General features: G+C 72.8%; 13 protein-coding genes. 6 read left to right on the forward strand and 7 right to left on the reverse strand.

Annotated features, from left to right (window positions below):
• Positions 1-137: 137 nt before the first annotated feature.
• Entirely contained in the window at positions 138-305 is a 168-nt protein-coding gene (locus ACFV0Q_RS26440) for a DUF3117 domain-containing protein (RefSeq protein ID WP_003966491.1), read from the reverse strand.
• 331 nt (positions 306-636) lie between these two features.
• Between ACFV0Q_RS26440 and ACFV0Q_RS26445 the strand changes: the two genes are divergently transcribed.
• Complete coding sequence (locus ACFV0Q_RS26445) at positions 637-1,440, forward strand: enoyl-CoA hydratase/isomerase family protein (protein ID WP_385008854.1); 804 nt, start codon at positions 637-639, stop codon at positions 1,438-1,440.
• Between the two features lie 19 nt (positions 1,441-1,459).
• Here ACFV0Q_RS26445 and ACFV0Q_RS26450 read toward each other — a convergent pair whose 3' ends face one another.
• Entirely contained in the window at positions 1,460-2,041 is a 582-nt protein-coding gene (locus tag ACFV0Q_RS26450) for a DNA-3-methyladenine glycosylase I (RefSeq protein ID WP_385008855.1), read from the reverse strand.
• Positions 2,038-2,391, reverse strand: a complete 354-nt coding sequence (locus ACFV0Q_RS26455; RefSeq protein WP_385008856.1) for a DivIVA domain-containing protein — start codon at positions 2,389-2,391, stop codon at positions 2,038-2,040. Before ACFV0Q_RS26455 ends, ACFV0Q_RS26450 begins: the two co-directional genes overlap by 4 nt.
• Positions 2,392-2,467: 76 nt before the next feature.
• On the opposite strand from ACFV0Q_RS26455, the gene folP reads away from it, so the two are divergent.
• Positions 2,468-3,328: a dihydropteroate synthase gene (folP, locus tag ACFV0Q_RS26460; protein WP_385008857.1), complete on the forward strand. Its 861-nt coding sequence runs from the start codon at positions 2,468-2,470 to the stop codon at positions 3,326-3,328.
• Between the two features lie 174 nt (positions 3,329-3,502).
• Here folP and ACFV0Q_RS26465 read toward each other — a convergent pair whose 3' ends face one another.
• Together ACFV0Q_RS26465 and dapE are read right to left on the reverse strand one after the other, a co-directional pair.
• Entirely contained in the window at positions 3,503-4,261 is a 759-nt protein-coding gene (locus ACFV0Q_RS26465) for a TIGR00730 family Rossman fold protein (RefSeq protein ID WP_385008858.1), read from the reverse strand.
• A 64-nt stretch (positions 4,262-4,325) separates the two neighbouring features.
• Positions 4,326-5,405 (reverse strand): succinyl-diaminopimelate desuccinylase, encoded by a 1,080-nt coding sequence (gene dapE / locus ACFV0Q_RS26470; RefSeq protein WP_385008859.1) that lies wholly within the window; start codon positions 5,403-5,405, stop codon positions 4,326-4,328.
• Positions 5,406-5,492: 87 nt separating this feature from the next.
• Here dapE and ACFV0Q_RS26475 point away from each other — a divergent pair, with 87 nt between their 5' ends.
• Together ACFV0Q_RS26475 and ACFV0Q_RS26480 are read left to right on the forward strand one after the other, a co-directional pair.
• Positions 5,493-6,461, forward strand: coding sequence for a hypothetical protein (locus ACFV0Q_RS26475; protein WP_385008860.1), 969 nt, complete (start codon positions 5,493-5,495; stop codon positions 6,459-6,461).
• Between the two features lie 228 nt (positions 6,462-6,689).
• Positions 6,690-7,085 carry an ATP-binding protein gene (locus ACFV0Q_RS26480; RefSeq protein WP_385008861.1) on the forward strand — a complete coding sequence of 132 codons (396 nt, stop codon included), beginning with the start codon at positions 6,690-6,692 and terminating at the stop codon, positions 7,083-7,085.
• A 78-nt stretch (positions 7,086-7,163) separates the two neighbouring features.
• Here the strand turns inward: ACFV0Q_RS26480 and dapC are convergent, their stop codons facing one another.
• On the reverse strand, positions 7,164-8,258 hold the full coding sequence (dapC, locus tag ACFV0Q_RS26485; RefSeq protein ID WP_385008862.1) for a succinyldiaminopimelate transaminase: 1,095 nt from the start codon (positions 8,256-8,258) through the stop codon (positions 7,164-7,166).
• A 95-nt stretch (positions 8,259-8,353) separates the two neighbouring features.
• Positions 8,354-8,683 (reverse strand): ferredoxin, encoded by a 330-nt coding sequence (gene fdxA / locus ACFV0Q_RS26490; protein ID WP_030226044.1) that lies wholly within the window; start codon positions 8,681-8,683, stop codon positions 8,354-8,356.
• A 116-nt stretch (positions 8,684-8,799) separates the two neighbouring features.
• Between fdxA and ACFV0Q_RS26495 the strand changes: the two genes are divergently transcribed.
• Both ACFV0Q_RS26495 and ACFV0Q_RS26500 read left to right on the forward strand, forming a co-directional pair.
• Complete coding sequence (locus ACFV0Q_RS26495; protein WP_385008863.1) at positions 8,800-9,792, forward strand: GNAT family N-acetyltransferase; 993 nt, start codon at positions 8,800-8,802, stop codon at positions 9,790-9,792.
• Positions 9,789-10,580 carry a transglutaminase-like domain-containing protein gene (locus ACFV0Q_RS26500; RefSeq protein WP_385008864.1) on the forward strand — a complete coding sequence of 264 codons (792 nt, stop codon included), beginning with the start codon at positions 9,789-9,791 and terminating at the stop codon, positions 10,578-10,580. The genes ACFV0Q_RS26495 and ACFV0Q_RS26500 overlap by 4 nt, the downstream gene beginning before the upstream one ends.
• Positions 10,581-10,686: the final 106 nt, after the last annotated feature.

The raw sequence follows: 10,686 nt of genomic DNA on the forward strand, positions 1-10,686 counted from the left end.
TCACGTGCGGCGCCGTTGCCGGGGGCCGGCCCCCGGACCCCCGCGCCTCAAACGCCGGCGAGGCTGTCCCACACACACCACCGCCCCGGGCGCTGGGAGCGGCCGGGGCGGTGTGAGGTTCTGGTGGTGCCGACGGGTTAGCCGACGACCTTCTTCAGGGCGTCACCCAGGGCGTCCGCTTCGTCCGGAGTCAGCTCGACGACGAGCCGACCGCCGCCCTCGAGCGGTACGCGCATGACGATGCCCCGCCCCTCCTTGGTGACCTCGAGCGGGCCGTCGCCCGTCCGCGGCTTCATGGCCGCCATGCTCGTTCCCCTTCCTGAAACCAGCTCATCGTCAGCCGACGGCCCCGTTCAGGCGCCTAGTACCCGGCATCGAACACATTGCTTCCCAGCCATTATCCCGCATGTCAGGACCCGATGACCAACATCGGACGGGAACGCTTGCGCAACGCGCTCGGCCAAAACCACTCATTTCGGGGACCCGCCTGCGATACTTCGCCGCCACCCCAACGCACGGCCTCCGCTTTGTTTGACGCACATCACACACCCGCCCCCGGTCCCGTCCGCCATGCTGACCCTTGGACCGGCCAGTACCGACCGGTAGCCAAGCCCGCGACGAAGGGGGACCCCCGCCATGGCCGACAGCGTGCTCTACGAAGTGACCGATGGACTCGCGACCATCACGATCAACCGGCCCGACGCGATGAACGCCATGAACACGGAGGCCAAGGTCGCCCTGCGCGACGCGGTCCTGGCGGCCGCGGCCGACACCGCGGTGCGGGCCGTGCTGCTGACGGCGGCCGGCGACCGGGCCTTCTGCGTGGGCCAGGACCTCAAGGAGCACATCGGCAACCTCGCGGCGGACCGCGAGAACGGCTCCACGCTCACCATGAGCACCGTCACCGAGCACTACAACCCGATCGTCCGGGCCCTCACCGAGATGCCCAAGCCGGTGGTCGCCGGCGTGAACGGCGTGGCGGCCGGGGCCGGCTTCGGTTTCGCGCTCGCCGCCGACTTCCGCGTCGTCGCGGAGACGGCCTCCTTCAACACCTCCTTCGCGGGGGTGGCGCTGACCGCCGACTCCGGGGTGTCCTGGACGCTGCCCCGCCTGATCGGCGCCTCCCGCGCGTCCGACCTGCTCCTCTTCCCCCGCTCCCTGAAGGCTCCGGAGGCCTACGAGCTGGGCATCGCGAACCGCCTCGTCCCCGCGGAGTCGCTGCGCACGGAGGCCGAGTCGGTCGCCCGTACCCTCGCGGCGGGCCCCACGGTGGCCTACGCGGCCCTCAAGGAGTCCCTGGCCTACGGGGCCTCCCACTCCCTCTCCGAGGCCCTGGAGCGCGAGGACGAGCTCCAGAGCCGCGCGGGTGCCTCCGAGGACCACGCCATCGCCGTGCAGGCGTTCCTCGCGAAGCAGCCGCCGGAGTACCTGGGCCGCTGAGCCCCGGCGGCCCGGCCTGCTACGCCTCGCGGGAGACGCAGCCCGCGAGGTGGTCGTTGACCAGGCCGCACGCCTGCATCAGGGCGTAGGCGGTGGTCGGCCCGACGAAGCGGATGCCCGCCTTCTTCAGGGCCTTGGCCAGCGCCGTGGACTCCGGGGTCACCGCCGGGACGTCGGCGGTGTTCCGCGGGGCCCGGCCCGGCTTCTTCGGCGCGTGGGACCAGATCAGCTCCTCCAGGTCCCCCGGCTGCCAGCCCGCCAGCACCTTGGCGTTGGCGAGGGTGGCCTCGATCTTGGCCCGGTTGCGGATGATCCCCTCGTCCGCGAGGAGCCGTTCGGCGTCCGCCGGGCCGAAGGCGGCGACCTTCGCGATCTCGAACGAGGCGAAGGCCGTACGGAACCCCTCGCGGCGGCGCAGGATCGTCAGCCAGGACAGCCCGGACTGGAAGGCCTCCAGGCACAGCCGCTCGTACAGCGCGTCGTCCCCGTGGACCGGCTTGCCCCACTCGGTGTCGTGGTAGACGACGTAGTCCTCCGTGGAGAGCCCCCACGGGCAGCGCAGCCCGCCGTCGGGTCCGGCGACCAGTCCGCCGCCGCTCACCGGGCGTCCTTGGTGAGGTCGATCCGCTCGCCGGCGTCCGGGCCCGCGGGCCCGGCGGCCGTCGCGGCCGCCGTCAGTTCGGCGATCCGCGCGTCCCGCTCGGCCAGCTCCGCGGACAGCCGGTCGAGTACGTCGTCCACCTCGGCCATCCGGTAGCCGCGCGGCGCGACCGGCAGCCGCAGGGCGTCGATGTCCGCCTGCACCACCGGCCTGCTCTCCGGCAGCGCGTCGGCCACCCGGTCCGGCTCGGCCTCGGGCAGTACGGCCTCCGCGCCTCCGCCGATCACCGCGAGGGTGACCGCGGCCACGACCACGACCAGCGCGATCAGCAAGAACCAGAACACGATCAACTCCCCTGAGAGACTCCGGCCACCAGGTTAAGGTCGCAGACGAGGCGCGAGGGTCGCCGAAGGAGGAAAGAGCAGGATGCTGCGACTGGGCAGGCGCGAGTTCGACCCCCACGAGCCGGTGATCATGGCCATCGTGAACCGGACTCCGGACTCCTTCTACGACCAGGGCGCGACCTTCCGCGACGAGCCCGCGCTGGACCGGGTCGAGCAGGCGGTGGCCGAGGGCGCGGCGATCATCGACATCGGCGGGGTCAAGGCGGGCCCGGGCGAGCACGTGGACGCGGCGGAGGAGGTCCGGCGCACGGTCGGCTTCGTGGCGGAGGTGCGCCGCCGCCACCCGGACGTGGTGATCAGCGTGGACACCTGGCGGCACGAGGTCGGCGAGGCCGTCTGCGAGGCCGGGGCGGACGTGCTGAACGACGCGTGGGGCGGGGTGGACCCGAAGCTGGCGGAGGTCGCGGCGCGCTTCGGCGCGGGGATCGTCTGCACCCACGCGGGCGGCGTGGAGCCGCGGACCCGGCCGCACCGGACCTCGTACGAGGACGTGATGGCGGACATCCTGCGCGTCACGGTCGGGCTCGCGGAGCGGGCGGCGGCCCTCGGCGTCCCCCGGGAGTCGATCATGATCGACCCGGGTCACGACTTCGGGAAGAACACCCGCCACTCGCTGGAGGCCACGCGCAGGCTGGCGGAGATGGCGGACACCGGCTGGCCGGTGCTGGTCTCCCTGTCCAACAAGGACTTCGTCGGCGAGACCCTCGACAAGCCCGTCAAGGAACGCCTGCTGGGCACGCTGGCCACGACGGCCGTCTCGGCCTGGCTCGGCGCCCAGGTCTACCGCGTCCACGAGGTCGCGGAGACGAAGCAGATCCTCGACATGGTCGCGTCCATCCAGGGCCACCGGCCCCCGGCGGTCGCCCGCCGCGGGCTCGCCTGAGCAACCACCCGACGGCCGGAGGCCGGCGCAGCCGTCCGAAGCCGGTAAGGCGCCCCGGCGCCGCACCGCGCGAGGACGGCGTCAAGAAGCGGCTCCTGGACATGGTCGCGTCCATCCAGGGCCACCGGCCCCCGGCGGTCGCCCGCCGGGGCCTGGCGTAGCGCGTCCCCGGGACTACTTGCCGACTTCCTTCGTCACCAGGGCGATGGCCTCGTCGACGTCGTCGGTGACGTGGAAGAGGTGGAGGTCCTTCTCCGAGGCCTTGCCCTGGGCGATGACCGTGTTGCGCAGCCAGTCGATCAGACCGCTCCAGTACGCCGTGCCGAACAGCACGATCGGGAAGCGGGTGATCTTCTGGGTCTGCACGAGGGTCAGCGCCTCGAACATCTCGTCCAGCGTGCCGAGACCGCCCGGCAGCACCACGAAGCCCTGGCTGTACTTCACGAACATCGTCTTGCGGACGAAGAAGTACCGGAAGTTCAGGCCGAGGTCGACGTGCTGGTTGAGCCCCTGCTCGAAGGGGAGCTCGATGCCCAGGCCGACGGAGATGCCGTTCGCCTCGCGGGCGCCCTTGTTGGCCGCCTCCATCGCACCCGGGCCGCCGCCGGTGATGACGGCGAAGCCGGCGTCGACGAGCGCGTGCCCGATCCGTACGCCCGCCTCGTACTCCGGCGAGTCCACCGCGGTGCGGGCCGAGCCGAACACGCTGATCGCGGGCGGCAGCTCCGCGAGCGTGCCGAAGCCCTCGATGAACTCCGACTGGATGCGCAGGACCCGCCAGGGATCGGTGTGCACCCACTCGGAGGGCCCGGCCGAATCCAGCAGCCGCTGGTCCGTCGTACTGCCCGCCTGCACCTGGCCCCGCCTCCGCAGCACCGGCCCGAGCTGCTGCTCCTCGGGCCGCCGGCGAGCCGAACCTTCGGGGTTGCCCATGATGTGCTCCCTCCTGCTGATCGTTGGATCAGGTTAGGCGCACGAAGGTGACCGGAAGGGGAATTTACGAGGTCAGCCAGGCACGGAGTCGTTCCTCGCAGTGCAGGATGGCCTTCGTCTCGACGCGTTCGTCGACCTTGTGGGCCAGCAGGGCGTCGCCCGGGCCGTAGTTGACGGCCGGTACGCCGAGCGCGCTGAAGCGGGACACGTCCGTCCAGCCGAACTTCGGCATGGCGTGCCCTCCGACGGCTTCCATGAAGGCCGCGGCGGCCGGGTGGGAGAGGCCGGGGAGGGCGCCGGGCGAGGAGTCGTCGATCACGAACTCGTCGACGCCGCAGTCCGCGAAGACCTCCCGTACGTGGGCGATCGCCTCGTCCACGCCGCGATCGGGGGCGTAGCGGAAGTTCACCGTCACCGTGCAGGCGTCCGGGATGACGTTGTTGGCGACGCCTCCCTCGATGCGGACGGCGTTGAGGCCCTCGTGGTACTCCAGGCCGTCGATGACCGGCTTGCGGGGCTCGTACGCGGCCAGCTTCGCCAGGATCGGGCTCGCGGCGTGGATGGCGTTGGAGCCCATCCAGCTGCGCGCGGAGTGGGCGCGCTCGCCGCTGGTGCGCAGCAGGACGCGCAGGGTGCCCTGGCAGCCGCCCTCGACTTCGGCGTCGGAGGGTTCCAGCAGGACGGCGAAGTCGCCGGTCAGCCAGTCGGGGTGGGCCTCGGCGACCTTGCCGAGGCCGTTGAGGTCGGCGGCGACCTCTTCCTGGTCGTAGAAGACGAAGGTGAGGTCGCGGTTGGGCTCGGGAACCGTCGCGGCGATCCTCAGCTGCACGGCGACCCCGGACTTCATGTCCGTCGTGCCGCAGCCCCACAGGACGTCGTTCTCGTCCAGGCGGGACGGGACGTTGTCGGCGATCGGCACGGTGTCGAGGTGGCCGGCGAGTACGACGCGCTCGGCGCGGCCGAGGTGCGTACGGGCGACGACGTTGTTCCCGTGGCGGTCGACGGTGAGGTGCGGGAGGCCGCGCAGCGCGTTTTCCACGAGGTCGGCGAGTACCTTCTCGTCGCCGCTCACGGATGGGATGTCGACGAGCCGGGCGGTCAGCTCGGCAGCGTCCAGGGTGAGGTCCAGCTCGGATTCGGGCATGGACCCGACCCTAACGCCCCAAGGCGGGCGGCCACGGGGTCCGTCCGGCCGCTGGACGCGTCATATGCCTCAAGTACGGTGGGCCGCGTGTCCGAGACCGATCGCTCCCGTTCCCGCCGCCGCAGGCCGCTCCGCGTGGCCCTGGGTCTGGCCGTCCTGCTCGCGGTGGTCGGGTACTTCGCCGTCCAGCGTTCGTCCAACGGCGGTGGCGCTCCGTACTGCACGGCCACCGCGACCGGGGCGGGTTCCGCTTCGGCGGGCACGGAGCAGTCGTACGAGATGACGCCGGAGCAGGCGTCCAACGCGGCGACGATAGCCGCCGTCGGGATCTCCAAAGGGCTGCCGGACCGGGCGGTGACCATCGCGCTGGCGACGGCGATGCAGGAGTCGGCACTGCGCAATCTGGACCACGGCGACCGGGACTCTCTTGGCTTGTTCCAGCAGCGTCCCTCGCAGGGCTGGGGCACCCCGGAGCAGATCATGGACCCGGTGTACTCGGCGGGGATCTTCTACGACCGGCTCGCCGAGATCAAGGGGTACACGCGGCTCCCGCTGACGGTGGCCGCGCAGCGGGTGCAGCTCAGCGGCTTCCCGCAGGCCTACGCGAAGCACGAGCCGGACGCGACGGTCCTGACGGCCGCCTTCGGCGAGAGCGCCACGCCCGCCACCCTGACCTGCTCCGGCCCGGCTCCGGCGGCGGGCGACCCGGAGCGGATCCGCGCGGAGCTGACCCGGGCCTTCGGCAAGGAGGCGCTGGGCACCGCGCACGGCGGGGTGACGGCCGGCCGTGCGAAGCCGGGCGCGGTCCCGGAGGCCGAGGTCACGCTGCGGCTGAAGAAGGACGGCGGGCCGGTCGAGGCGCGCCGGGGCCGGGCGATGGCGCACTGGGCGGTGGCCCGCTCGAAGGAACTGGGGATCGCCCGGGTCTCGTACGGCACGTCGGGCTGGACCGCGGGCACCGGGGGGAACCGCTGGCAGCCCCGGGGCACCGGGGGCTCGGACCCGCACGACCCGGTGGCGGACGAGGTGCGGATCTTCGTCGCCCGCCGGGGCTGAGGCGATACCGCTCGCGCGTACGGTCCTTCACCCGTGCGGGGGTCGTGCGCCGGGCGGGCAATGGCCGCCGGTGTGGACAGAAGGCCTGGTCGGCGCGCATCCAATGCGTTTGTCGCGGAAGCCGATTAAACGATGCGTTACTGATCCTTTACCGACCGGGTCCGCAACTCCACCCACCCCGGGAGCGGTTGTACACGGCGTACTCAGCCGCTACCGCTTAGGAGCATCATGTCCCTCCCCCTGACCCGCCGGATCGCCCGCGCCGCGCTTCTCCTCGCAGCCGGTACCGCTCCCGTGGTCGGTGCGGCCGGCGCGGCCAGCGCCGCGGGCCTGGAGTCCGTGCCGCAGCTGGGCGCGCTCACCGCGCCGGACGCCTCCGCCTCCTCCGCCGCCGGCCAGGCCGCGGACGTCGCCACCGAGGCCCTCCCGGCCGCCGCCCCCGCCGCCGCGGTGGCGGACGGTGCGGGCGGCATGCTCGGCGGCCTGCCCGTGGCCGGGCAACTGCCGGCGAAGGACCTGCCGGTGAAGGACCTGCCCACGAAGGACCTGCCCGTGAAGGACCTGCCCGTCGGCCAGCTGCCGGTCAGCACCCTGCCCCTGGGCGGTCTGCCGCTCGGCGGCTGATCCGCACCGCACGGGCACGCCGAAGGGGCCGGGAGCACGAACTCCCGGCCCCTTCGGGCTGCTGCGGCCCGGCGGGCCTCAGCCCAGGCGCTTGACCGCGGCCTCGACCCGCTCGTCGGTGGCGGTGAAGGCGACGCGGACGAAGTTCGCGCCGGCCTCGCCGTAGAAGTCGCCCGGCGCGACCAGGATGCCCAGGCCCGCGAGGTGGGCGACGGTGTCCCAGCAGGGCTCGTCGCGGGTCACCCACAGGTAGAGGCTGGCCTCGCTGTGCTCGACGCGGAAGCCGTGCGCCTCCAGGGCGGTGCGCAGCGCCTCGCGGCGGGCGGCATAGCGGCCGCGCTGCTCCTCGACGTGGGCGTCGTCGCCGAGGGCCGCGACGACGGCGGCCTGGACGGGGGCCGGGGTCATCATGCCGCCGTGCTTGCGGATCTCCAGCAGCTCGCCGAGCACCTCGGCGTCACCGGCGATGAACGCGGCCCGGTAGCCCGCCAGGTTGGACCGCTTGGAGAGCGAGTGGACGGCCACGATGCCCTCGTAGGATCCGCCGCAGACCTCGTCGTGCAGGACGGAGACCGGCTCGGCCTCCCAGCCGAGTTCCAGGTAGCACTCGTCGCTGAAGAGCAGGATGCCGTGCTCGCGCGCCCAGGCCACGATCCGGATCAGCTCCTCCTTCGCGAGGACCTTTCCGGTGGGGTTGGACGGGGAGTTGAGCCACAGCAGCTTCACGCCGGCCGGGTCGAGGTCGGTCGGGTCGTCGTAGACCACGGCCTCCGCGCCGCACAGCCGTGCGCCGACCTCGTACGTCGGGTAAGCGAGGCGGGGGTAGGCGACCTTGTCGCCGGCGCCGAGGCCCAGCTGGGTCGGCAGCCAGGCCACCAGTTCCTTGGAGCCGACCACGGGCAGCACGTTGCGGTGCCCGGCGGCGCTCGCGCCGAGGCGGCCGCGCAGCCAGCCGGTGATCGCGTCGCGCAGGGCGGGCGTTCCCCAGACGGTCGGGTAGCCCGGGGAGTCCGCGGCGCCGATCAGGGCGCGCTGGATCAGCTCGGGGACCGGGTCCACGGGCGTGCCGACCGAGAGGTCGACGATGCCGTCCGCGTGGGCCGCCGCCGTGGCCTTGTACGGCTCCAGCTTGTCCCAGGGGAAGGCGGGAAGACGGTCGGAAACTGCGGCCACGGTGGTCTCTGCTCTCTCTGAGTGGCGGGAAAACGGCTCGGTCCCGTACGGCGGGTGTGCCGTACGGGACCGAGAGGCGCGTCTGCCGTGAACGGTCAGTGCTCGCCGTTGATGTCGGCAGGCAGTGCGGCGACGAAGGGGTGGTCCCGCTCGATCAGGCCGAGCTTGGAGGCACCACCGGGCGAACCGAGCTCGTCGAAGAACTCGACGTTCGCCTTGTAGTAGTCCTTCCACTCCTCCGGGGTGTCATCTTCGTAGAAGATGGCCTCGACCGGACAGACCGGCTCACACGCGCCGCAGTCGACGCACTCGTCCGGGTGGATGTACAAGGACCGCTGGCCCTCGTAGATGCAGTCGACGGGGCACTCTTCGATGCATGCCTTGTCCTTGACGTCGACACAAGGCTCCGCGATGACGTAGGTCACGCTCTCGTTCCTCCTCGGTAGGGCTGTCCATTCGCGCGGGAGCGCGGCGTCGTCGATGCCCGCACCTAGTATCTCCGTTCCCGGGCACGATCCGAACAGGAGGGGCGGACAGAGCTGTGGAAATCACTGCCGGAGGACTGCTGGAGATCCGTATCACCCCGGCTGACGTGGGGAAACGGGTGTCTGTACGACGGGTGGAGGACGGGGGTCGGCTGCCCCCCTCCTTCACGGACACCGTCGGGGTTCTCACATCCTGGAACGAGGGTGTGCTGACGATCACACGCAAGGACGGCGTGTCCGTCCGCATCGCGGAATCCTCGCTGGTGGCGGGCAAGACGGTGCCCCCGGCACCGGCCCGGCGCAGGGGGCCCGCGGCCTCCTTCGAGGAGCTCGCGCGGGTCACGGCGCGGGCCTGGCGGCCGCTGGAGAGCGAGCCCCTGGGCGAGTGGACCCTGCGGGCCGCCGAGGGGTTCACCCGGCGGGCCAACTCGGTGCTCCCGCTCGGCGACCCCGGCATACCCCTGGACGAAGCACTCGCGCGGGTGACCGCCTGGTACGCGAAGCGCGGTCTTCCGGCGTACGTGCAGGCGGCGACGGGCGCCGTCGGCACGCAGGAGCCGCTCTGCGCGGAGCTGGAGCGGCGCGGCTGGGTCAACGAGGTCTCGGCGGAGGTCCGGATCGGGGCGCTCGCGCCGGTCGGCGACGCGGACGTGGACGAGGCGGCCCTGTCGGCGGTGGAGCTGACCCGTGCTCCGGACGAGGACTGGCTGGGGCGCTACGGGAAGGTCCGGGACCCGGAGCTGGCCCGGCGGATGCTGGTCGAGGGGCCGTCGGTGTGGTTCGCCTCCCTCGGCGGCGGCCGGGCGATCGGGCGCTGCGTCGTGGACGGACGCTGGGCGGGCTTCGCGGCGGTGACGGTCGATCCGGAGCACCGGCGGCGGGGGCTCGCGACGGCCGTGATGACGGCGCTGGCGCGGCGGGCGCTGGAGGAGGGCGCGTCGGCGGCGTGGCTCCAGGTGGAGACCGGCAACCCCGGGGCGCGGGCCCTGTACGACGGGATGGGCTTCGCCACGCACCACGCCTACCACCACTTCCGGGCGGGCCGGTGAGCGCGGCGACGCGGGCGCTGTTCGCGGCGGAGGCCCGCTCCGAACGGCCGGACCTCGCGCAGCTGTGCCTGCTGCTGGCCGCGGAGGCCGACCCTGAGCTGGACGAACGGGTCATGGACTGGGCGCAGATCGAGCTGGACCGGCTGGCGGGGATGCTGCCGTACGGACTGCGGGGCGCGCGGGCGTGGGCCTCGGCGGTGACGGAGCTGCTGGGGGGCCGGATGGGCTTCCACGGCACCCCGGCGGACTACGACCGGCTGTCGTCCTCGCTGCTGCACGAGGTGCTGCGGCGTCGGCGGGGGCTGCCGATCCTCCTCTCGGTCGTCTGGCTGGAGGTGGCCCGGCGGGCCGGTGCGCCGGTGTACGGGCTGGGGCTGCCGGGGCACTTCGTGATCGGCTTCGGGGATCCGGAGGAGGGGGTGGTCGCGGACCCGTTCGCGGGCGGGGCCTCGCTGGGCGCGGGCCCGGCGGAACTGGCGGCGGGGCCGCGGACGCCGGCCCGGACCCTGGACATCGTGCTGCGGATCCTGAACAACATCCGGACGTGGGCCTCCTCGCGGCCCGAGCAGTCGGGGGTAGCGCTGTGGGCGCTGGACCTGTCGCTGCTGCTGCCGTCGCATCCGGCGGCGCTGCGGTACGAGCGGGCGCGGCTGCTGGTGGAACGCGGGGCGTTCCGGGAGGGGGCGGGGGAGCTGGAGGCGTACGCGGAGGTCATGGACGCCGTTGATGTGGGGGCGGCGGCCCGCATCCGAGCGGAAGCCGTCTCGGCCCGGGCCCTCCTGAACTGACCCCGCCGCGCGGAGCGTTCCCGCCTCAATCGCCGGCGCGGCTGAAATACACGGCGCTCCGCGCCCGCGCCTCAAACGCCGGCGGGGCTGGAATTGCCCTCCGGGC

Origin of the sequence: Streptomyces sp. NPDC059564 (genome assembly GCF_042735575.1) — a bacterium.
GTDB lineage: Bacteria > Actinomycetota > Actinomycetes > Streptomycetales > Streptomycetaceae > Streptomyces.

Coding starts and splice junctions, on each gene's coding strand:
- ACFV0Q_RS26440 (WP_003966491.1), bottom strand. CDS start 305: ATGGCGGCCATGAAGCCGCGGACGGGCGACGGCCCGCTCGAGGTCACC.
- ACFV0Q_RS26445 (WP_385008854.1), top strand. CDS start 637: ATGGCCGACAGCGTGCTCTACGAAGTGACCGATGGACTCGCGACCATC.
- folP (WP_385008857.1), top strand. CDS start 2,468: ATGCTGCGACTGGGCAGGCGCGAGTTCGACCCCCACGAGCCGGTGATC.
- ACFV0Q_RS26465 (WP_385008858.1), bottom strand. CDS start 4,261: ATGGGCAACCCCGAAGGTTCGGCTCGCCGGCGGCCCGAGGAGCAGCAG.
- dapE (WP_385008859.1), bottom strand. CDS start 5,405: ATGCCCGAATCCGAGCTGGACCTCACCCTGGACGCTGCCGAGCTGACC.
- ACFV0Q_RS26480 (WP_385008861.1), top strand. CDS start 6,690: ATGTCCCTCCCCCTGACCCGCCGGATCGCCCGCGCCGCGCTTCTCCTC.